Source organism: Seonamhaeicola sp. ML3 (assembly GCF_023273855.1).
Lineage (GTDB): Bacteria > Bacteroidota > Bacteroidia > Flavobacteriales > Flavobacteriaceae > Seonamhaeicola.
On the sequence record NZ_CP096884.1, the window covers coordinates 1863388 to 1886504 of the forward strand.

Here is a 23117-nt window from a genome sequence, read left to right on the forward strand (position 1 = left end):
GTTTATAGTTCTTGGGCTTGAATAGCGGTTATTATTACGGTGCTGTAAATATCATCAGAAGTACAGCCTCTACTTAAATCATTAACGGGTTTGTTTAGACCTTGAAGCATTGGTCCAATAGCTAAAGCGCCAGTTTCACGTTGTACGGCCTTGTAAGTGTTATTTCCTGTATTAAGGTCAGGGAAAATTAAAACACTTGCTTGTCCGGCAACTTCAGAATCAGGGAGCTTACTTTTTCCAATACGCATATCTACGGCTGCATCATACTGGATAGGCCCTTCAATTTTAAGGTCTGGTGCTATGGTCTTTGCGATTTCCGTTGCTTTTCTAACCTTATCTACATCTTCACCTTTACCAGAAGCACCCGAAGAGTAAGATAGCATGGCTACTTTGGGTTCAACACCAAAATTTTTGGCGGTTGCAGCAGAAGATATAGCAATTTCTGCCAGTTGTTCAGCATTGGGGTTTGGATTGATGGCGCAATCTCCAAAAATGGAAACGCGGTCTTCTAAGCACATAAAGAACACAGACGAAACAATATTGCAACCAGGTTTGGTTTTTATAAATTGAAGCGCAGGGCGTAATGTGTGTTGCGTGGTATGCACTGCTCCTGATACCATACCATCGGCATGACCCTTATAAATCATCATGGTTCCAAAATAAGAAACATCAGACATGGTATCTCTTGCAACATCTAAGTTGATTCCTTTATGTTTTCTTAACTCATAAAATGTGTTAACATAGTCGTCAAAATGAGGAGACTGTGTTGGGAAAACAACGTTTACATCATCTAAATTTAAAGGGATATCGTAACGTTCAACACGTTCTTGTATTTTTTCCGGTTCCCCAATTAAAGTAACGTCTACTACATGAGCATTGACCAACCTTGCAGTTGCTCTAAGCACACGTTCGTCGTAACCTTCGGGCAAAACAATGTGTTTCTTATCTTTTAACGCAGATTGTAACAAGTTGTATTGGAACATTCTGGGAGTAAAAATATCTGACTGGAAGGTAATTAACCTGTTGGCTAGTTTATCGGTGTCTACATGCTTTTCGAATGTAGCAATAGATACGGCAATCTTTTCGGAGTTTTCGGCGTAGATTCTAGATTTTACTTTACCAATAGCATTGGTGACATTAAACGTGCCATCATTTACACTTATAATAGGCACAACACCAGAGAGTCCTTCGATAAGTTTTAAAATTGAATCCTCAGGAAGCAGGCCGCCTGTTAAAACTATACCCGATATTTTGGGATAGTTTTTAGATACATGTGCCTGTAAGGCGCCTAAGATAATATCTGCACGGTCTCCTGATGTAATCACTAAAGAACCGTCTTTTAGTTTTGTGATATAGTTTCTTAGCTGCATCACTCCCACACCAGAGTTTAAAACTTGATTGTTTAGCATGTCTTTGCCAAATAATACTTTGGCATCAAGAGCTTTCACGATTTCTTTTAGAGTTGGGCTCGCAAGACTTTTAATCTTTGGGATAACGGTGATGTCGGTTCCGTTATTAATACGTTTTTCTAATTTGTCTTTGAGTTCTTCTAAGTCGTCTTCATCTACTTTGTTGGCCATTATGGATAGTACATCGACTTCTTCTTTAAAGGTATCGTGAGCCAGTTGTGCACTATCTACAATATCTTTTTTCTTTTTGCGGTCTCCATGAAGAACGATAATTACGGGAAGGCCTAAGTTTTTAGATATTAACATGTTAATATCTAGTTCAAGACTAGAGTTTTCGTGAGAGAAATCGGTGCCTTCGACTAAAACCAAATCAAAACGTTCTTCAAGATATTTGTATTTCTTTATAATCTCGTCGATAACATCTCCAGATTTACCTTGGTTGTATAAATCTAAAACCTGGCTACGCGTATATGCGAAAGTTTTTTTGTAGTTAATGTCTATATCGAAATGCGATATAACCGTATTGATATGGTTGTCCATTTCTCCGGCTTCAACATCTTCAATTATGGGTCTAAAATAACCCACCTTAGCGGTCTTACCTAAAAGCATGCGCATAAGACCTAGAACCACAACAGACTTGCCGCTATTTGGTTCTATAGTAGCAACGTAAATTCCTTTGCTCATTATACCTGTTTGTTTTGTAAAGATACTTTTTTGTGTTTAACCAACACTGGTACCTTCTCCCTTTATTTATAAAATATACGGGCAAAATTAACACCACTTTAGTGTTGTAAAGATGATATTTGTCATGGTTTTGAGGTAAAAACGAAACCGTGACCTATTTTAAGAGATGACTGTAACGTATAATTCAGACAATCAAGAATTTTAATCGATTAATTAGAGGTGAGTTCCCTAAATAGATTTTCCAAACTAATATTCTTTTGGTTTAACTGAAGGATTTTAAGTTCATTGTCATGTGCAAAATCAAACACATGTGATCGCATATCCTTAGATGTGGAAAACGTTATTTCATAAACAAAACCATAGGTGTTTTTAACTTCTGTGACTTTGGGCAAACGCTTAAGAAAAGCATCTTCTACACGAAAGTCAAACTCAACTATTACAGTTTGTTTTTGGTCCTCTCGTAGATCGGAAAGTTTTTTATCGGCGACTATTTCTCCCTTATTGATGATAATAACCCGATCGCACATAGCCTCTACCTCTTGCATAATATGAGTAGATAGGAAAACTGTTTTACTTTTTCCAATGGTCTTAATAAGATTTCTTATGTCAATTAATTGGTTAGGGTCTAGCCCAGTGGTTGGTTCGTCTAGAATTAAAACTTCTGGGTCATGTAACAGTGCATTGGCTAAACCTACTCGCTGGCGATATCCCTTAGATAGCTGTCCAATCCTTTTATGCTTTTCGGGAGTTAGCCCCGTAAGTTCAATAACGTCCTCTATTCTTTGTTTTGGTACTTTATAGATATTGGCGTTAAAAGCTAAATATTCTTTAATGTACATGTCTAAATATAAAGGATTATGCTCCGGTAAGTAGCCAATACTTTGTTGTACGTTTTTAGGTTGGTCAAAAATATTATGTCCGTTGACCAATGCACTACCATTTTCAGGTTTTATATAAGTGGTTAAAATCTTCATCATTGTAGATTTACCAGCGCCGTTTGGACCTAGAAAACCTACAATCTCTGGGTTGTTTACTTTAAATGAAATATCATTCAAAGCCCTTTGATTTCCGTATAGTTTAGAAATGTTTTTAACCTCTATAGACATATTTTAATTATTTGAACAAAAATAAATGATTATCTAAAGTAAACGGAATTTTGCTGTAAATTCTTTAAATCTTAAAAAAAAACCTCAAAAAATCAATTCGACAATTTTGATTTTTTAAAATATTAATTACTTTAGCCGCGTAATTATGAGAACAACAGTAATTTATACATATTTTAGCAGCTTTTATTACTTCTTTTTTAGTTAAAGGAACGAGGCGTTATATGTATAAATTAAAACAATAAATTTAAATATAAGTCTCGGTGAAAATCGAGACTTTTTTTTATGATTAAATCGGTAGCCATACAAGGAATAAAAGGATCTTTCCATCACATTGTTTCAGAGCAATTTTTTAATAAGTCTATTGACTTAATAGAGTGCTTGACTTTTGATGGCGTGGTTGATGCTTTGACTACAGAATCTTGCGATGCAGCAATAATGGCATTAGAGAATTCTATTGCAGGTTCTATTATTCCAAATTACGCTTTAATCGATAAACACAATTTGCATGTTGTAGGAGAGCACTATTTAGATATTCAGCATAACTTAATGGCTTTGTCTGGTCAGCGTATTGAGGATATTAAAGAAGTATATTCACATCCTATGGCGTTGTTGCAATGTAAAGCGTTTTTTAAAAACTATCCACATATAAAGTTGGTGGAGGATAAAGATACCGCTGAAGTTGCAGAGAGAATTCATAAGAATCAACTTAAAAGTGTGGGCGCTATAGCTAGTGTTTTAGCCGCTGAGATTTTCGAACTGGACATTCTTGCTAAAAGTATTCAAACAATAAAGCACAATGAAACACGCTTTGCAATTGTAAAGCGAACCAATTCTGAAGTTCCTGAAAGTGAGATAAACAAAGCTTCGCTTAAGTTCGAAGCCAATCATAAACGCGGAAGTTTAGCTACCATACTAAACGTAATGAGCGATTGTAAATTGAATCTAACAAAAATTCAATCGTTGCCAATTATTGAAACACCTTGGAAATATGCATTTTTTGTTGACGTTACTTTTAATGATTACAGCGATTTTAAAAAAGCAAAGTCTCTAATAGAGATTATGGCAGAAGGATTTAAGGTTTTAGGTGAATACAAAAATGCTAAGTTATGATTGAGGTAGCTAAAAGATTGCATAGTGTACAGGAGTACTATTTCTCAAGAAAATTGAGAGAGGTAGGCGCTATGATTGCCGAGGGGAAACCAGTTATCAATTTAGGTATTGGTAGCCCAGATATGCAGCCACCTCAAAAGGTTATAGATGCTATCTCTGGAAGTCTACAAGATGCCACTGCTCATAAATATCAGAGTTATCAGGGCTTGCCAGAGTTGCGTGATGCCATAGCATCGTTTTATAAAGAGCACTTTGCCGTAAATGTAAATCCAACTTCCGAAATACTACCCTTAATGGGAAGTAAGGAAGGTATCATGCATATTTCGATGGCTTACCTAAATCCTGGTGATGAGGTGTTGATTCCTAATCCGGGTTACCCAACCTACCAATCGGTAACAAGGTTGGTAGAAGCTAAGCCTGTATTTTACAATTTAGATGCCAGCAATAACTGGTTGCCAGATATAGATGCTTTACAAAAGTTAGACCTAAGTAAAGTAAAGCTAATGTGGGTAAATTATCCGCATATGCCAACGGGGGCTCAGCCTTCAGAAATAGCTTTTAGAAGTTTAGTGGCTTTTGCTAAGCGAAACAATATTTTAATAGTTAATGATAACCCTTATAGTTTTGTGCTTAACGATAATCCAACAAGTATTTTAAATGTTGAAGGCGCAAAAGAGGTTTGTTTGGAACTCAATTCGTTGAGTAAAACCTTTAATATGGCTGGTTGGCGCGTAGGTATGGTTCTGGGAAAAGAAGAGCATATCAAGAATGTGCTAAAGGTGAAGAGTAATATGGATTCTGGTATGTTTTATGGAATTCAAAAAGGAGCTATTGAAGCTTTGAAATGCTCAAAGATGTGGTATGTCACTTTAAACAGTGTTTATAAAAGGCGAAGAGATTTGATTTGGAAGTTGGCTGAAGCTCTTGGTTGTACATACGATGAAAATGCTACGGGAATGTTTGTATGGGCCAAGTTGCCAGCAGGTATAAAATCTGAAGCGTTTATTGATAAGATATTACAAGAAAATCATGTTTTTATTACACCAGGAACCATATTTGGAAGTCAAGGTGAAGGTTATATAAGATTTTCGTTATGTGCTTCGGCAGATGATATTGAAGCCTGTATAGCAAGAGTAAAATAAGTAAGCAGTTTGCAGTTGTAGAGAGCAGTATAGATAAATTAAGGAATAATAATAACTAATTCTTCCCTTGGGGAAGATGTCTCTTGGAGACAGATGGGAATGAAGAATATATACTTTATAGGTATTGGTTTAATAGGTGGTAGTCTTGCTAAAGATATCAAGAAGCTGAATTCAGATTTAGTAATTCATGGTATTAGTAGAAAGGATGTTACACTAGAGGAAGCATTGTCTTTAGGCTTAATTGATAAAAAGGCCACTTTAGATGATATTCAGCATGCCGATATGGTTATTGTATCCATTCCGGTTGATGCTACGGTTAAGCTATTGCCAACAATATTAGATAAGGTTTCAGATACTGGATTGGTAATAGATGCGGGCTCTACCAAAGAGGCCATATGCAAGGTTGTAGAAAACCACCCTAAGCGTAGAAACTTTTTGGCTGCACACCCTATTGCGGGAACTGAACATTCAGGACCAAGTGCCGCTATTAGTGGATTGTTCGATGGAAAAACAAACATTATCTGTGAAGTAGAAAAAACAGCTTTTAAGTTACAAGAAAAAGCGCTCGATATGTTTAAGGCTATAGGTATGCGAATTCGTTATATGAACCCTGCGGCCCACGACAAGCATATTGCTTATGTTTCGCATTTGTCACATATCAGTTCGTTTATGTTGGGAAAAACGGTAATAGAAAAAGAGAAGAACGAACGCGATATTTTTGATATGGCCGGTAGTGGATTTGCATCTACAGTTAGATTGGCTAAAAGTTCTCCAGAAATGTGGACACCCATTTTCAAGCAGAACAAAGAAAACGTGTTAGAAACTCTTGAAGAGTACATCAATAACTTGAGTCACTTTAAAACGTTGATGGAGAATGATGACCTTGAGGCGATATTCAACGAAATGAAAAATGTGAATCACATAAAAGATATTTTAAACGGAATTAAATAAACTAAAAATAGCAAAGACAAATCCCAGCCTTCAAAAATGAAATGGGTACTGAAATTTTATAATTATGGAAAATAAAAAAGAATTGAGAAGTTGGTTAGATGATTTAAAATTAGATCATCCGTTAGTGATTGCCGGACCATGTAGCGCCGAGACCGAAGAGCAAGTATTAAAAATTGCTCATGAGTTAAAGGACACCGATGTTACTTATTTTAGAGCCGGTATCTGGAAACCAAGAACAAGACCAGGGAATTTTGAAGGCGTTGGTGCTTTAGGATTAAAATGGTTACAGAAAGTTAAAGAAGAAACCGGAATGAAGGTGTGTACCGAGGTTGCCAATGCTGCTCATGTAAAACTAGCTTTAGAGCATGATATTGATATGCTTTGGATTGGGGCGCGTTCTACAGTATCTCCATTTATCATGCAGGAAATAGCCGATGCTTTAGAGGGAACAGACAAACCTGTATTAATCAAAAATCCAGTGAATCCAGATTTGGCACTTTGGTTAGGTGGTATTGAAAGAATTTATAGTTCTGGAGTTAAAAATATTGGAGCTATTCACAGAGGGTTTTCTACTTACGAAAAAACAAAGTACAGAAACAATCCTAACTGGCAAATGGCAATCGAATTCCAAAATAAATTCCCAGATATTCCATTAATCAACGACCCATCCCATATTACAGGAAAAAGGGATATGGTTTTTGACGTGTCTCAAGTTGCATTAGACTTAAATTTTGATGGATTGATGATTGAAACACATTACGATCCAGACAATGCTTGGAGTGATGCATCACAGCAAGTTACGCCTTCTACATTAGTGCAAATCATGAAGGATTTAAAAGTAAGAAAAGAAGCTGATCCAGAAGCTGAGTACAATAGCCAATTAAATAATTTGAGAGCACAAATTGATGTGATTGATAATCAAATTATTGATATGTTAGGGAAGCGTATGCAGGCTTCAGATGGTATTGGTAAACTTAAAAAGGATAAGAATGTAGCTGTATTACAAAGTAAACGATGGAACGAAATTCTTGGAAGAATGGTGCTAGAAGGACAAGAGCACGGTTTAAGCGAAGAATTTATTCTTAAAATGTTTAAAGCAGTTCATCAAGAATCCATAAATCACCAAGAGAAGATTATCAATGGATAATTATAAAAATAAGGCCTCACATTTGTGAGGCCTTATTTAATTACTTATTTCGTTTAAAAATATAACGGGTAATGAATATGCCGTTAGGGTCTTTGTCTCCAGCACTTTCAACTGCACTGGTAACAAAAGCTAATTCCCAGCCATTAGATATCATAGTGGTGATTTTAGAAGAAATTATTGCGTCATTCGAAGCTATATTTTGAAAACGAATACCTCCTAGGTTGTAAAAGTTCAAAAGTTTTGTTTCTTCAAAATCCTTAACACGAATTTCTTTTCGTTTAGATTTATTCCTGGTTTGGTCCTCTTCAGATTGTTCCGATGTGAATTCTTCAAAATCTCTGTCGGCTGTGGCTGATATTAACCTTGAACGCCCTAATCCACTTGGAACTATAGATTCCACACTTGTAATAACTTTATACTCCACTTGGGCGTTTATTTCATTAAGCCCAATTACCGAAATAGCCAATGCAATTAATAATTTTTTCATGTTGTTGATTTTTGTTTAAAAATTTACTCCTCGAATATAGATATATTCTTACCTGTTAAACAATTAATTTAGATTATTTTTGAATTAAATATGACAGGACTCGTTTATAAATCTACCGGTAGTTGGTACACTGTTAAAACACAGCTGGGTGAATCTTACCAATGCCGAATTAAAGGAAAGTTTAGAATAAAGGGCATAAAAAGTACCAATCCTATTGCAGTTGGCGATGTGGTAGATTTTGAGTTGGAGAAAGTAAACGATTTAGAGTCTGGCGTTATTTATAATATCCACGACCGTACAAATTTTATTGTTAGGAAGTCTGTAAACCTTTCTAAACAAACCCATATCATTGCCGCTAATCTAGATCAGGTATTTTTAATGATTACCATAAATAACCCACCTACTCTTACAAGTTTCATAGATAGGTTTCTAGTAACTGCAGAAGCGTATTCCATAAAAACAGTTTTGCTATTCAATAAAATAGATACTTATGATGAGGAAACACTTTTAGAGGTTAAGTACTTGGCTCATGTTTATAGAAAAATTGGTTACGAATGTATTGGGATTTCAGCTAAAGCTGGAAAAAATATAGACAAGGTCAAGGCGTTAATGCAAGATAAAGTAAGCATGTTTTCTGGTCATTCTGGAGTTGGAAAATCAACCCTGGTCAATGCAATTCAGCCAAATTTAGATTTAAAAACCAAAGAAATATCAAACCTCCATATGCAAGGACAACACACTACCACATTTGCAGAAATGTTCGATACCGATTTTGGAGGAAAAATTATTGATACCCCAGGAATAAAGGGTTTTGGTGTGGTAGACATGGACAAAGAAGAAGTGGGCGATTACTTTCCTGAAATATTTGCGTTAAAGCAACATTGTAAATTCAATAACTGCTTGCATTTAAAAGAACCTAAATGCGCTGTAAAAGCTGCTTTAGAAAATGATGAAATCGCTTATACGAGATACCGAAGTTATGTTCAGATTTTAGAAGGTGAAGACGAACATTATAGAACCGATAATTGGGATAACGAATGAAAGTAGTAATTCAACGTGTGTCTCAGGCTAGTGTTACTATAAGTGAAGAAGTCGTAGCGAAGATTGATAACGGACTTTTAGTGCTTTTAGGTATTGTTGACGAAGATGCTCTAGAAGATATTACGTGGTTGACTAACAAGATTGCTAATCTTCGGATTTTTACAGATGAAAATGGTTTAATGAATACATCTTTAAGAGATATTGGTGGAGATGTAATTGTTGTGAGCCAGTTTACACTTCATGCCTTAACCAAAAAAGGAAACAGGCCCAGTTATGTTAAGGCGGCTAAACCAAATATAGCAATTCCGCTCTATGAGTCATTTATAAAACATCTAGAACAGGATTTAGGACAAAAAGTTCAAACGGGAAAGTTTGGAGCCATGATGCAAGTTGCCCTAATCAACGATGGTCCTGTAACAATAATTATAGACTCCAAGAATAGAGTTTAGATTTCTTCTACTAATCTTGCTTGCTACCTGAATAGAGTATTCCTTTTGTCTAGTTTTATTTATCGATGACCTATTAAAAAAGTGTAGGATTTTTATTTTTAAAAATAAAATATAATATTTACATCAAAACCTGATTTTTCTCATAAGTTTTAGATGCGAGAAACTATACATTTAACCCAGCTAAACCACAATAATTCATGACTATTAAATCTTTCGCAAGCATTTTAATGCTTATGTTATGCGCTGTTGTTTCTTCACAAACCAAGTATAGCAGTCTTACTATACCAGATGGTCTTAGAGAAAATGTTAATGCGGTAGTTAGGGAATCTAATTTAAATGTAACATTAAGGTCTTCTAATGAAATGCATGTTGTAAAAAAACGGACGATAACTGTTCTCAATAAAGAAGGTGATGACAATATAGACGCCGTAGAATATTATGATGACAACAAGAAGATTATCACTTTTCAGGCGACTGTTTTTGATGCTTATGGTAAGCAAATCAAAAAATTTAAAAAGAAAGATTTCAAAGATGTAAGTGCTGTAGCCGGAGGGACCCTGTATTCAGATTCAAGAGCTAAATATTTAGAGTATACCCCTATTGGTTACCCCTATACAATTGAGGTGATATGCGAATCTGTTGATAAAAACACCGCTTTTATAGATTCGTTTTACCCTGTTAACGACTATTATTTAAGTGTAGAAAATAGTACATATAGCATTAAGTTTCCAACAGATATTTCGGTTCGTACCAAGGAAAACAACTTTGAAGATGTAACATTGGAAAAAGTGGTATTAGATGGGTTTTTATCGTTTAAGGTAAAAAATATCAAAGCCTTTAAACCTGAAGATTATAGTCCGTCTTTTTCAGCAATGGCACCAAGAGTTTTGGTGGCTTCAAATCAATTTACCCTTGAAGGTGTTCCCGGGCATGTTGAAAGTTGGGAAGATTTTGGTAAGTGGATGTATCACGATTTAATAAAAGACACACAAGATTTACCTGCTAGTACTTTAGCAGAAATTAAAAGTTTAGTTAAACAGGATGCCAGTGATATCGAAAAAGCTAAAGTTGTTTATCAATATGTACAGGATAAAGTAAGATATATTAGTGTACAAGTAGGTATTGGTGGTTGGAAACCTTTTAATGTGTCTAAAGTCGATGAATTAGGCTATGGTGATTGTAAAGCCTTAACCAATTATACCATGGCACTTTTAAAAGCGGTTGGGGTAGAATCTCATTTTACAATATTATATGCAAGAAGTTCTCAGAGAAGTTTGGAAAATGACTTTGCTTCTATGCAAGGAAACCATGCCATACTTAATATCCCACAAGAGGATGGCGAGGATATATGGTTGGAATGTACCAGCCAAAAATTACCATTTGGGTTTATCGGGGATTTTACAGATGATAGGGATGTTCTTGTTATTACACCAGAAGGAGGCAAAATAGCGCACACAAAAAAATATAAGGTCGAGGAAAGCCTACAGACTATTGAAGGTTCTTGTAAAATTTCTAACCAAGGCGATATCCAGGTTGAGGCAAAAGTAGTTTCACAAGGCATTCAATACGATGATAAATATGTTCTAGAGACTGAAACAGAAAGGGATTTAGACACACATTACAAAGAGCATTGGGGCTATATAAACGGACTGAGTTTAGATGATATGAAAATTGAAAATGACCGGGATAACATCAAGTTTATTGAAAGTGTACGTTTTAATGCACCCAACTATGCCAAAATTGTTGGAGAGCGTATGTTGGTTACCGTAAATGCTCTAAATAGAAATAAAAATATACCAGATAGGTATAGAAACAGAAGACTTCCTCTTCAGGTTAAGAGAGGTTTTAGAGATGTAGATTCGGTAAAAATCACATTGCCCGAGAATTTTAAAATTGAGTCGCAACCCGAGAACGTACTTATTGAAAATAAGTATGGTGTTTATAAAATGGAACTCGAAGTGGTTGATGATAGCACTATAATTTACAATAGAGAATTCACAATTAATGACGGGAACTTTCAAAAAGAAGACTATAGTGGCTTTAGAAGTTTTTTCAAGGAGGTTTCAAAAAAGGATAACGCAAAAATAGCTTTAATTAAAAAATAGATTTTCATGAGATTTATACTAACAGTTCTGGTATTGTTTACGGTAAAATGTGTATTGGCGCAAGACTACAAATTTGGAAAAGTAACAAAAGAAGAGGTTTCAGAAACCGTTTATCCTGAAGATACCATTGCCGATGCGGCGTATCTTTATAAGTACAGAAAAAGTCATTATGTGTTTGTTAAAGATGAGGGATTTGTATTAAAAACAGATATACATGAACGCATTAAAATCTATAACCAAGAGGGGTTTAATTACGCAACTAAACAGATTAGGCTTTATAATGGAAGTAGTGGAGGAGAAAAGATTTCTAGTATCAAAGCCTACACCTATAATTTTGAAAATGGTAAAGTGGTCTCAGAAAAAATAAGTAAAAACGACATCTTCAAATCCGAGGTTAGTAAATATACCAATCAAGTTAAGTTTACTATGCCAAATATAAAACCGGGTTCTGTAATTGAATATAAGTACGAAATAACATCACCATATTGGTCTAATGTAGATGAGTTCGTTTTTCAACATGATATCCCGATAAAGCGTTTGGAGGCCAGTTTCGAAGTGCCAGAGTATTTTAATTTCAAAGTAAACACTAAAGGGTTTTTACCGCTGGTACCTGAGATTGAAAATCAAACAGGCGTTATTCGCTCTTTTGGAGGGGCGGTTGGGGGTAACCAATCCAGTTCTTATAATGTTTCAGAGACAACTTATTTTAAACAAATAAGTAAATATAAATTAGACAATGTGCCAGCTTTAAGAGACGAGCCTTTTGTAAACAGTATAAACAATTATAGAGCCTCCGCAAAGTATGAGCTTTCATATACTAATTTTCCAAATTCTACAATTAAGTATTATTCTACCACCTGGGAAGACGTGGTGAATACAGTCTATAAAAGTTCATATTTTGGAGAAGAACTTGAAAGAACAGGATATTTTAAAAACGATATTGATGCATTACTTGGCTCTAGAACAGATCCAAAAGAGAAAATAAGTCTAATATATAACTATGTGAAGTCGCAAGTTAAGTGGAATGGTTATTACGGTTTTTATTCTGATGATGTTAAAAAGGCTTACAAAGATCATGTAGGAGGTTGTGGTGAAATTAATTTAATGCTAACTGCCATGATGCGCTATGCTGGTTTGGATGCAAATCCAGTTCTAGTAAGTACAAGGTCACACGGAGTGCCTTTATTTCCAACGCGAGAGGGCTATAACTATGTGGTAACCTTGGTTAAGGTTTCTGGAGATTCTATGGTTTTATTAGATGCTACAGATCCTTATGCGGTTCCTAATGTATTGCCAATGAGGGCGCTAAATTGGAAAGGTAGAATTGTTGGTGATAATGGAACATCTAGTTTAATAGACTTATATCCTAGAAACAAGTCTAAAAATGCCATTACCATGATGGTTAAAATTGATGAAGAGGGTACGTTAGAAGGAAGTTGTAGAAGCATAAGAACGAACCACAGAGCTTTATCTTTCAGAAATAGGTACAACGATACAGATAAGGAAGAGTTTTTAGAAAAATTGGAAAACAGATATGGCGGTTTGGAAGTGTCTGATTATGAGGTTAAAAACGATAAAGATTTGTCTAAGCCCGTAATGGAGTCCTATAAATTTGTAAAAGAAAACCAGGCCGATGTTATTGGTGATAAAATGTACTTTTCTCCTCTGTTTTATATGAGAACAGATGAAAATCCTTTTAAACTTGAAAATAGAGAGTTTCCAGTAGATTTTGGGTATCCTTCAATAACATCACAACGTATAATTATAAATATACCTGAGGGCTATAAGATAGACAGCGTACCAGAGGATGTTGCCATAGGTTTACCAGACAACTTGGGCTCTTTTAATTTTAAAATAGTTGGAAGAGGTAACACAATTCAAGTGTCTGTTGTCTCACAAATAAACGAATCCATCATCTTGCCTGCGCATTACGAGGCTTTGAAAGAGTATTTTAATAAGTATGTACAGAAGGAGGCCGAACAAGTAGTTTTAACCAGAATATAAATGAAGTATTTAAGTGTATTATTTTTAATATGCATTACGCTTTTTGGTTCGGCTCAGAATTACAAATTCGGAAAAGTTTCTAAAGAGGAATTAGAAGAGAAAGTTTGTGCTTTAGATTCTACTGCTGGTGCGGAATATTTGTTTAAAAAAAGACATACATTCTATGAATATCACAGGTCAGATGGGTTTAAACTACACACCGAAATTCACGTGCGTATCAAAATCTATGACCAAAATGGGTTTGATTATGCAACCAAAGAAATAGATTTATACAAAGACGGAGGAGGCATGGAGGAGCGGTTAACCGAATTAAAGGCTTACACATTTAATTTGGAAGATGGAAAAGTTGTTCAAACAAAAATAGATAAGAGCGAAGTGTTTAGAACAGATGCAAGCAAGTACTCAAATGAAGTAAAATTTACAATGCCCGATATAAAACCAGGATGTGTTATAGAATATAAGTATACTTTGGTGTCTCCATTTATATCTCATGTAGATGAATTCGTTTTTCAACATGATATTCCAATACAAAAGCTAGAAGCTGTTTTTGAAGTACCTGAATACTTTAGTTTTAAGCCTAGAACAAAAGGGTATTTGATGTTTCAACCTATTGCTGAATCCAAAAAAGATGTTTTAACTTATAAAACTGAGGTACCAATAACTGAAAACACCAAACTAGATTCAAAAAGCCTTTACAGAACAGGAGAGATTGAATATAATAAGGATATTTATACTTATAATCTTGAGAATATTTCAGCGCTAAAAGAAGAGCCCTATGTTAATAGTATTAATAACTATAGATCTTCAGTTAAGTACGAACTATCATACACAAAGTTTCCTCATTCAGCAATAGAATATTATTCTACCACTTGGAAAGATGTTGTACAAAGAATTTACAAGAGTTCTAGTTTTGGAGACGAACTTGATAAATCTAGTTATTTTAAAGATGATATAGATGCCTTAATAGGTTCGGTTTCAGAGCCTGTTCAAAAAATGGCATTAATTTTTAACTATGTTAAGGCGCAAGTAAAATGGAATGGGTACTATGGTTTTTATTCTGAGGATATCAAAAAAGCATACAAAGACCATGTAGGGAATACGGGCGATATCAATCTTATGTTAACGGCTATGCTACGCTATGCAGGTTTAAATGCCAATCCGGTTTTGGTGAGTACCAGAACACATGGCGTTCCTCTATTTCCAACCAGAGAAGGTTATAATTATGTGGTGTCTTGTGTTAAATTTGAAGACGACACTGTAGCTTTATTGGATGCAACAGACGAATTTTCAATTCCAAACATATTACCATTACGAACATTAAACTGGCAAGGTAGGATTGTTGCCGAAAACGGAGGCTCTAGTCCCATAAATCTGTATCCTAGAACGAAGTCTAAAGATATGGTCTTTATGATGCTAAAATTAGATGATGAAGGCACAGTACAAGGTAATTACAGAAGTACCAAAACCAACCACAAAGCACTTGCATTTAGGAATAATTATATAAGAGCTGACAAGGACGATTATTTAGAAAAGCTAGAAAATAAATATAACGGTATTAAAATAGAGAATTATGAGGTTAAAAATGCCAAAGATTTATCCAAGCCCATTGTGGAGTCTTACAAGTTCATCAAGGAAAGTCAAGCCGATATTATAGATGACAAAATATACTTTACACCATTATTCTATTTAAGTATTAATGAAAATCCGTTTAAACTTGAGAAAAGAGAATTCCCTGTTGATTTTGCATATCCATCAATAACTTCCTATAAAGTGTTAATTCATATACCAGAGGGCTATAAAATAGAATACATACCAGAATCTGCGTCTTTTGCTCTGCCAGATAATTTGGGAGCTTTTAGTTATAAGGTTATGGGTAACGGCAATTCTATCCAAGTGTCTGTGGACTCACAAATCAATCAATCCATTATATCGCCAATTTATTATGAGGCGTTAAGGGAATATTTTAATACTTTTATCCAAAAGGAAGCAGAACAAATTGTTTTAACAAAAGTATAATGGATATAGCAAACGCTCAAAAAGAGGTAGATAACTGGATAAAAGAACATGGCGTACGTTACTTTAACGAGCTTACCAATATGGCACAACTTACCGAAGAGGTTGGTGAAGTAGCAAGGATTATTGCCAGAAGGTATGGTGAGCAAAGTGAAAAAGAGAGCGACAAGGATAAAGATTTGGGCGAGGAACTGGCTGATGTTTTGTTCGTACTATTATGCTTAGCAAATCAAACAGGAACAGACTTACAAGAGGCGTTCGATAAGCGCATGAACAAGAAAGCTAAACGCGACCATGATAGGCATCATAATAATGAAAAGTTAAAATAATTCCAGTCTTCATAAGCTTTTACACTTAGGTTAATCCTCAGATTAAAAAAAGACACAAGTTTCGTAGCATTAATCTCTATGATCCAGTAAATTTGCTGCTCGTTTAAAAACAGGTATTGGTAGTATGCAATTAACACTTCATAAATCTGAAGTACTCAAAACATCTTCAGTAAAAATTACAGGGTCAAAGAGTGAATCGAATAGGTTGTTGCTTTTAAAAGCATTGTACCCTGTTTTTAATCTTGAAAATGTATCGAATTCAGACGATAGTAACTTAATGACTAAGGCATTGGTTTCTGATGAAAGTATTGTCGATATTCATCATGCGGGAACAGCCATGCGTTTTTTAACCGCATTCTTTTCAATACAAGAAGGTAGAACGGTTACGCTTACTGGTTCTAAGCGAATGAAAGAGCGCCCAATTAAAATTTTGGTAGAAGCATTAAAGGAACTGGGAGCAGATATAGCGTATGTTGAAAATGAGGGTTTTCCACCCTTAAAAATTAAAGGAAAAAAGCTAACTAATAATAAAGTATCTCTAGCGGCTAATGTAAGCAGCCAGTATATTTCGGCGTTATTGCTCATAGCCTCTAGATTGGAAAAAGGTTTAGAACTTACCCTCGATGGAGAAATAACATCGGTGCCTTACATAAAAATGACGCTAAGTCTTCTTGAAGAAATTGGAATAGAAACCTCTTTTGAAGGTAATGTTATTAGCGTAAAACCATCCACTAACAATCAAGAGGCTCAAACTTTGGTGGTAGAATCAGATTGGTCTTCGGCATCGTATTATTTTAGTATTGTGGCCTTGAGCCATATTGGTACAGAAGTCACCTTATCTTCTTACAAAAACGAATCATTACAAGGCGATTCTGTTTTAGTGGAGATTTATAAACATTTTGGTGTAGAAACTGTTTTTGGTGAACATACCATGACGCTTAAAAAAGTAAGGTTAAATGTGGCGCCATTAGAATTGGATCTAAAGAATGCTCCAGACATAGCCCAAACCATTGCAGTAACCTGTTTTGTCATGGGCATTTCTTGCGATTTAACGGGACTTCATACTCTAAAAATTAAGGAAACAGACCGTTTGGTCGCTTTAAAAACAGAAATAGAAAAGCTAGGTGGTGTAGTTGAAATTACAGATAAGTCATTACACTTAAAACCTTCAGACTCTATTAATGAAATGGTGCCTATTGCAACCTATAACGACCATAGAATGGCTATGGCATTTGCACCGGTAGCACTTAAAGCACCTGTGGTCATCGAAGATGCTATGGTGGTTTCCAAGTCGTACCCTACGTTCTGGGAAGACCTGAAAACTATAGGTTTTAAAATATCTGAATAATAATTCCGGAATTACTTGACAACCCCTATTTGCAGATTGTATATTTGCAACTTTGTAAAAATATTTGCAGAAGGCAGTTTGCCCTTCTGTAGTTTTTAAAATAGACTACTAAAAACTAAAACAGAACTACATGAAATTATCTAACTTCGGCTTTGATCTACCAAGCGAACTTTTAGCAGAATATCCATCAGAAAACAGAGATGAATCGCGCTTAATGGTATTGAATAGAAAGGAACAAACCATAGAGCATAAACTGTTTAAAGATATAATAGATTATTTTGATGAAGATGATGTACTTATCTTAAACAACACAAAAGTTTTTCCTGCAAGACTGTATGGTAATAAAGAAAAAACTGGAGCTAGAATCGAGGTGTTTTTATTAAGAGAACTTAACGAAGAACAACGCCTTTGGGATGTTTTGGTAGACCCTGCAAGAAAGATAAGAATTGGTAATAAACTTTACTTTGGTGAAGATGAAACGTTGGTTGCTGAAGTTATCGATAATACAACGTCAAGAGGAAGAACATTACGTTTCTTATATGATGGGTCTTATATAGACTTTAGAAGAAAATTACAAGAATTAGGAGAAACACCTTTGCCAAAATATATTAAGCGAGATGTAGAGCCAGAAGATGAAGATAGATACCAAACCATATACGCAAAAAATGAAGGTGCAGTAGCGGCGCCAACAGCGGGGCTTCACTTTTCTAAACACCTATTAAAGCGTTTGGAAATTAAAGGTGTAAATTTTGCCGAGGTAACGTTACATGTAGGTTTGGGAACTTTTAATCCGGTAGAAGTTGAAGACCTTTCAAAACACAAAATGGATAGTGAAGAAATAAGTATCGATTCGTTGGCTGTAGATACTGTAAATACTGCTATTAAAAAGAGAAAGCGCATATGTGCTGTGGGAACAACGGCGATGAGAACCATTGAAAGTTCTGTGTCCTCTGGAGGTCTTCTTAACGAAATGGACGGATGGACCAACAAGTTTATATTCCCACCTTACGATTTTAGTATTGCAAACTGTATGATTACTAATTTCCACACACCAAAATCTACATTGCTAATGATGGTTTCTGCATTTGCTGGGCACGATTTTATTATGAAAGCCTATGAAGAAGCAGTAAAAGAAAAGTATAGATTTTACAGTTACGGAGATGCTATGTTAATTATTTAGTTAAAAAGAATTTCCCCTATGCTTGCATCGGGGTTTCCGTTGAAATTGTCATTCCCGTGAAAACGGGAACCTAAAATCAAGAATTTCGATTTTTGACATAAATCCAAAATGAAACCATGAAATACTACCTTAGCTTACCTTGAGGATAGTTGGTTTAAAGAAATTCTTTATTTATACATTGAAACTAAATATAAAAGCCTCGTTTTCGAGGCTTTTTTTATGAGTTTGGATTTAAGATGAGTTCTGTAGGTAACCTACAACGAAATGATGTCATTCTGTAATTCCCAAGTCAAAAATCGTATATAGCATTTGCTTTCGTTATTTTTGCATAATCTATGACAGACAAGAAAAGAGACATTAGAGCCTTAACAAAAGAAGAGTTACGAGATTTCTTTATCCAAGAAGATGATAAGGCGTTTCGTGGCAATCAAGTTTATGAGTGGTTATGGCAAAAATCGGCACATAACTTTGATGATATGACAAACATATCTAAAAGTACGCGACAAATGCTCGAGGATAATTTTGTTATAAACCATGTTGAGGTCGATACCATGCAGCGAAGTAGCGATGGTACCGTAAAAAATGCGGTAAGGCTTCACGACGGATTAATTGTTGAGTCTGTTTTAATTCCAACAGAAACAAGAACTACTGCCTGTGTGTCTAGCCAAGTGGGGTGTAGCTTAGATTGTAAGTTTTGCGCAACAGCTCGCTTAAAGCGTATGCGTAATCTAAACCCAGACGAGATTTACGACCAAGTTGTGGTCATAGACAAAGAAAGTAGGTTATATCACAACAGGCCTTTGAGCAATATTGTATTTATGGGTATGGGAGAACCGCTCATGAATTATAAAAATGTGCTTCAGGCCATAGATAAAATTACCTCGCCTGAAGGTTTGGCTATGTCTCCAAAGCGTATTGTTGTGTCTACCTCTGGAGTGCCAAAAATGATAAATAAAATGGCAGACGATGGTGTTAAGTTTAAACTGGCAGTGTCTTTACACTCGGCCATCGATGAGGTTCGAAACACTATGATGCCCTTTAATAAAACCTTTCCGCTTAAAGATTTAAGGGAAGCTCTGGAATATTGGTACGAAAAGACCAGAAATAGAATCACCTACGAATATGTGGTGTGGAAAGGAATAAACGACAAAAGAAAGGATGTTGACGCTTTGGTGAAGTTTTGCAAATTTGCACCAAGTAAAGTAAATTTAATAGAATACAACCCCATAGATGATGGCGAGTTTCAACAAGCCAGTTCAGAAGCCATAGATATGTATCAAAATGTTCTTGAGGCCAATAACATAACCGTTACCATTAGAAGAAGTCGAGGTAAGGATATCGATGCTGCTTGTGGCCAACTGGCTAATAAAACCTAAGCCGAAAATATTTTTTGTCATTACCGCGAAGGCGGCAATCTATTCCCCTAAATAAGTTTTATATTTGATGTTTCTTAAAATAGCACCTTGAAAGTAGTAGAACAAATAAAACAGCCCATTGCTTTTGAAATGGACCTTTTCGAACAAAAGTTTCAGCTTTCCATGTCGAGTAAGGTGGCTCTGTTAAATCGTATCACACACTATATAGTAAACCGAAAAGGGAAACAAATGCGCCCAATGTTCGTGTTCTTGGTTGCCAAAATGGTTTCTAATGGCGAGGTGCGTGAGCGTACTTACAGAGGTGCTTCGGTAATAGAGTTAATACATACAGCATCTTTAGTTCATGATGATGTGGTCGATGATAGTAACCGCCGTCGTGGGTTTTTCTCTGTAAATGCGCTTTGGAAAAACAAAATAGCAGTCTTAATAGGTGATTTTTTACTATCTAAAGGGATGTTGCTCTGTATCGATAATGACGATTTCGATTTACTTAAAATCATATCTGTAGCCGTTCGTGAAATTGTAGAGGGCGAATTACTTCAAATCGATAAAGCCAGAAAGTTAGATATCACCGAGGCGGTTTATTACGAGATTATCCGTCAGAAAACAGCGACCCTTATTGCGGCATGCTGTAGTTTAGGAGCGGCTTCTGTAAAACCGAACTCTGATCATGTTGAAAAGATGCGTAAATTCGGGGAACTCATTGGTATGGCATTTCAAATAAAGGACGATTTATTCGATTATGGAGACACGGCTATCGGCAAACCTACCGGAATAGACATTAAGGAACAAAAAATGACCCTGCCTTTAATATATGTTTTGAATAACGCCAATAAAAAAGATAAGAGTTGGCTAATAAATTCGGTAAAAAACCATAACAAAGACAAAAAACGCGTAAAAGAAGTTATTGCTTTTGTAAAAGACAATGGTGGTTTGGAATATGCCGTAACCAAAATGAAGGCATTTCGTGAAGAAGCCTTGACTTTGCTTAACGATTACCCGGACTCGGAGTTTAAAAGTGCTTTAGAGCTTATGGTTAATTATGTTATTGACAGGAAGAAGTAGAGAAGTAGTAAAGAGGTGTTTTTCGTTTAGCGTGTTTGTGTAGGATAGTTGCGTGATTAAGCAACTAACTTGACAAAAATGGAACTAACCAGAAGGAAATTCATATGATTTTCCGAGTAGGCAAGAAACGGGCAATTATTTTTATATGTTGTTTGCTAACGTTTTATTTTTTATTACTGTTACTTAAGTCGTACTTTATAGTATCGCGAGTTGCCATTGATTTTTTCAATATATCCCTCATTTTTTTTGTTTAATCTTAATCTATAGTATTTAATAAAAGACTCAGAAGAAGTTGTTATCATACAATATTTATTGATGCTGTTTTCTATGCAAATTTCCGACTGACTTTTACTCGGGATTATTATATCTAATTTTGAGTTCTTTTCTAGTTTATATACTTTGCCGTTTATAGTAACCAAAATGGCATTCTTTGTTTCATTTTTGGATTCTCTAAATAAAACAATTTTAGAAGAATCTTTGTTACTATTATTTGGTTCTAGTGAATTATTTTTAAATTTTCTTGAATTATAATTGTTTATTAATTTTAAAATTTCTGGTAATTCATCTTTTCTTTTAGTACTTTCTAACTTTTTAAGGGCTATATTATCATCAGATAATACTTTTTTAAGAATATTTCGGTTTGAGATATAATAATGTACTGGACGTAGACCAAAATGACTATTAGAAACACCAGAACTAAAAACTTTTTCAAATAAAGTGTCTTTTTCGATATACCATTCGGCAAAAAGGTGATCAACTGAATACATCCCACTCCCTGAGCTAATTAAGGAAGTACTATTATTAATTAACCCTCTGTATAATTTAATATCTCCATCTATGATAAGTTCAACAAATACATTTTTATTTTCATAAAACGCATTATTATTATATCTGTAAAAGCCCTTGATTTTATCAAGTTCGATTTCTATATTTATTTTTGAATCAGCGGGTTTATATTTAAATTTGTCTTTAGAAATAGAAAAGTTTTCTGTAAATGTGGTGTCATTTTCTTTAGTGACAAAAAAGGACTGACCGTAAATATTTAAGGACATACAGATGAATGCCCAAATTGAAAATTTTAATCTCATTTTTTTAATGTTTACTAACTTAAGGATATGCAATGTTTCAATGTCTCATACCCAACGCTTAACAAATCTAGTTGAATTTTCTGATAAAACCAAGTGCGTTTACTACGGAGAATTCCTTTATTTTTGCGGTAATGCAAACCCAAATTCAAGAGTACATTCCTAAATCTGCGGTATTTCAAGTTCTAAAACTTTTAGAGCACGATAACTTGGTGGTAAAAATCAAAAAGGAACGTAAAACAAGGCATGGCGATTATATGCGCTTACCCAATGGAAAACACCAAATAACGGTAAATGCTAATTTGAATACCTACCGTTTTTTTAGTAACTTTAATTAACATCAACTCTCGTGTTTCTCTTTTATTTTTAGAAAATTTAAAGCTGTTAAGACAAGCTTTCACAATAATAAAAAGAGGATTGCCTTATGATGAAAACTTTGTTTTTTAACTCAGTTCTTATTGGAGGTAGTTTTTATTCGGTTAGTCTTCTTTTTAAATCCATTCTACCGTGTAAAATTCTAGTAATTTCTATTGGTTCACTATCCAAATTCCTGTAAAATATGATATGCCTGTTCGCCTTAAGTCCAAATAAATCTTTTTGAATTCCATCGTAATTTTTTCCGATTTCAGGATTTTTAGCAATTTCTTTACAAAGTTCCATTATTTGAAAGTAATACTTCTCAGCTTGCTTTTCAGACCATTTGTCAAAGGTGTAGTTCCAAATCTCATTTAAATCCTCAACAGCTTTGTTGGTCAGTTGAAATTTAGCCATTTACTCGTTTTTCCGCTTTTAACGCTTTTAAGTTTTGTTCCCAGTCAAAGTCGTGAGCAATTCCACTGTCAATTCCGTCTTGAATAGCATTTTTTAGAGCAATTACTTTACTTTCTTCATTTTCCAAAAGTCGAAGACCAGCTCTTATTACTTCGCTTACGTTTTTATATCTTCCAGCTGAAACTTGATTGCTGACAAATTGGTCAAAATAATTTCCGAGTGATATAGATGTATTTTTACTCATTTTAAAATTCTTTTCGTAAAAATACCAATTTTTGGTAATTATTGCAAATTACACCCAACTTAAGAATGTTA

21 protein-coding genes are annotated in these 23117 nt (G+C 34.9%); 15 read left to right on the top strand and 6 right to left on the bottom strand.

The annotated features are described in order from the left end of the window. Positions 1-2: 2 nt before the first annotated feature. Positions 3-2093, bottom strand: coding sequence for a phosphate acetyltransferase (pta, locus tag M0214_RS08410; RefSeq protein WP_248722126.1), 2091 nt, complete (start codon positions 2091-2093; stop codon positions 3-5). A 209-nt stretch (positions 2094-2302) separates the two neighbouring features. After that, on the bottom strand, positions 2303-3199 hold the full coding sequence (gldA, locus tag M0214_RS08415) for a gliding motility-associated ABC transporter ATP-binding subunit GldA (RefSeq protein WP_248722127.1): 897 nt from the start codon (positions 3197-3199) through the stop codon (positions 2303-2305). Positions 3200-3481: 282 nt separating this feature from the next. Here gldA and M0214_RS08420 point away from each other — a divergent pair, with 282 nt between their 5' ends. The 4 genes from M0214_RS08420 to M0214_RS08435 all read left to right on the top strand — a co-directional run bounded on the left by M0214_RS08420 (position 3482) and on the right by M0214_RS08435 (position 7549). Continuing rightward, complete coding sequence (locus M0214_RS08420; protein WP_248722128.1) at positions 3482-4309, top strand: prephenate dehydratase; 828 nt, start codon at positions 3482-3484, stop codon at positions 4307-4309. Beyond that, on the top strand, positions 4306-5451 hold the full coding sequence (locus tag M0214_RS08425) for a pyridoxal phosphate-dependent aminotransferase (RefSeq protein WP_248722129.1): 1146 nt from the start codon (positions 4306-4308) through the stop codon (positions 5449-5451). The genes M0214_RS08420 and M0214_RS08425 overlap by 4 nt, the downstream gene beginning before the upstream one ends. Positions 5452-5550: 99 nt before the next feature. Then, positions 5551-6402: a prephenate dehydrogenase gene (locus M0214_RS08430; RefSeq protein WP_248722130.1), complete on the top strand. Its 852-nt coding sequence runs from the start codon at positions 5551-5553 to the stop codon at positions 6400-6402. A 64-nt stretch (positions 6403-6466) separates the two neighbouring features. Then, positions 6467-7549, top strand: coding sequence for a bifunctional 3-deoxy-7-phosphoheptulonate synthase/chorismate mutase type II (locus tag M0214_RS08435; RefSeq protein ID WP_248722131.1), 1083 nt, complete (start codon positions 6467-6469; stop codon positions 7547-7549). A 40-nt stretch (positions 7550-7589) separates the two neighbouring features. Here M0214_RS08435 and M0214_RS08440 read toward each other — a convergent pair whose 3' ends face one another. After that, positions 7590-8036, bottom strand: coding sequence for a hypothetical protein (locus M0214_RS08440; RefSeq protein WP_248722132.1), 447 nt, complete (start codon positions 8034-8036; stop codon positions 7590-7592). A gap of 90 nt (positions 8037-8126) precedes the next feature. On the opposite strand from M0214_RS08440, the gene rsgA reads away from it, so the two are divergent. The 10 genes from rsgA to M0214_RS08490 all read left to right on the top strand — a co-directional run bounded on the left by rsgA (position 8127) and on the right by M0214_RS08490 (position 20946). Then, positions 8127-9077: a ribosome small subunit-dependent GTPase A gene (gene rsgA, locus M0214_RS08445; protein WP_248722133.1), complete on the top strand. Its 951-nt coding sequence runs from the start codon at positions 8127-8129 to the stop codon at positions 9075-9077. Continuing rightward, complete coding sequence (gene dtd / locus M0214_RS08450; RefSeq protein ID WP_248722134.1) at positions 9074-9526, top strand: D-aminoacyl-tRNA deacylase; 453 nt, start codon at positions 9074-9076, stop codon at positions 9524-9526. Before rsgA ends, dtd begins: the two co-directional genes overlap by 4 nt. A 197-nt stretch (positions 9527-9723) precedes the next feature. Then, entirely contained in the window at positions 9724-11631 is a 1908-nt protein-coding gene (locus M0214_RS08455) for a DUF3857 domain-containing protein (protein ID WP_248722135.1), read from the top strand. A 6-nt stretch (positions 11632-11637) separates the two neighbouring features. Further along, entirely contained in the window at positions 11638-13635 is a 1998-nt protein-coding gene (locus tag M0214_RS08460) for a DUF3857 domain-containing protein (RefSeq protein ID WP_248722136.1), read from the top strand. Next, entirely contained in the window at positions 13636-15651 is a 2016-nt protein-coding gene (locus M0214_RS08465) for a DUF3857 domain-containing protein (RefSeq protein ID WP_248722137.1), read from the top strand. Beyond that, on the top strand, positions 15651-15977 hold the full coding sequence (locus M0214_RS08470; RefSeq protein WP_248722138.1) for a nucleotide pyrophosphohydrolase: 327 nt from the start codon (positions 15651-15653) through the stop codon (positions 15975-15977). The genes M0214_RS08465 and M0214_RS08470 overlap by 1 nt, the downstream gene beginning before the upstream one ends. Positions 15978-16101: 124 nt before the next feature. Then, on the top strand, positions 16102-17325 hold the full coding sequence (locus tag M0214_RS08475; protein WP_248722139.1) for a 3-phosphoshikimate 1-carboxyvinyltransferase: 1224 nt from the start codon (positions 16102-16104) through the stop codon (positions 17323-17325). A 130-nt stretch (positions 17326-17455) separates the two neighbouring features. Continuing rightward, positions 17456-18505 carry a tRNA preQ1(34) S-adenosylmethionine ribosyltransferase-isomerase QueA gene (gene queA / locus M0214_RS08480; protein ID WP_248722140.1) on the top strand — a complete coding sequence of 350 codons (1050 nt, stop codon included), beginning with the start codon at positions 17456-17458 and terminating at the stop codon, positions 18503-18505. 335 nt (positions 18506-18840) lie between these two features. After that, positions 18841-19881 carry a 23S rRNA (adenine(2503)-C(2))-methyltransferase RlmN gene (gene rlmN / locus M0214_RS08485; protein WP_248722141.1) on the top strand — a complete coding sequence of 347 codons (1041 nt, stop codon included), beginning with the start codon at positions 18841-18843 and terminating at the stop codon, positions 19879-19881. 87 nt (positions 19882-19968) lie between these two features. Further along, positions 19969-20946 (top strand): polyprenyl synthetase family protein, encoded by a 978-nt coding sequence (locus M0214_RS08490; protein WP_248722142.1) that lies wholly within the window; start codon positions 19969-19971, stop codon positions 20944-20946. A 179-nt stretch (positions 20947-21125) separates the two neighbouring features. On the opposite strand, the gene M0214_RS08495 is transcribed toward M0214_RS08490, so the two are convergent. Beyond that, complete coding sequence (locus tag M0214_RS08495) at positions 21126-22034, bottom strand: hypothetical protein (RefSeq protein ID WP_248722143.1); 909 nt, start codon at positions 22032-22034, stop codon at positions 21126-21128. A gap of 71 nt (positions 22035-22105) precedes the next feature. On the opposite strand from M0214_RS08495, the gene M0214_RS08500 reads away from it, so the two are divergent. Beyond that, positions 22106-22369: a hypothetical protein gene (locus M0214_RS08500; protein ID WP_248722144.1), complete on the top strand. Its 264-nt coding sequence runs from the start codon at positions 22106-22108 to the stop codon at positions 22367-22369. Positions 22370-22502: 133 nt separating this feature from the next. On the opposite strand, the gene M0214_RS08505 is transcribed toward M0214_RS08500, so the two are convergent. Further along, positions 22503-22802: a type II toxin-antitoxin system RelE/ParE family toxin gene (locus M0214_RS08505; RefSeq protein ID WP_248722145.1), complete on the bottom strand. Its 300-nt coding sequence runs from the start codon at positions 22800-22802 to the stop codon at positions 22503-22505. Then, entirely contained in the window at positions 22795-23046 is a 252-nt protein-coding gene (locus tag M0214_RS08510; RefSeq protein ID WP_248722146.1) for a type II toxin-antitoxin system ParD family antitoxin, read from the bottom strand. Before M0214_RS08510 ends, M0214_RS08505 begins: the two co-directional genes overlap by 8 nt. Positions 23047-23117 lie beyond the last annotated feature (71 nt).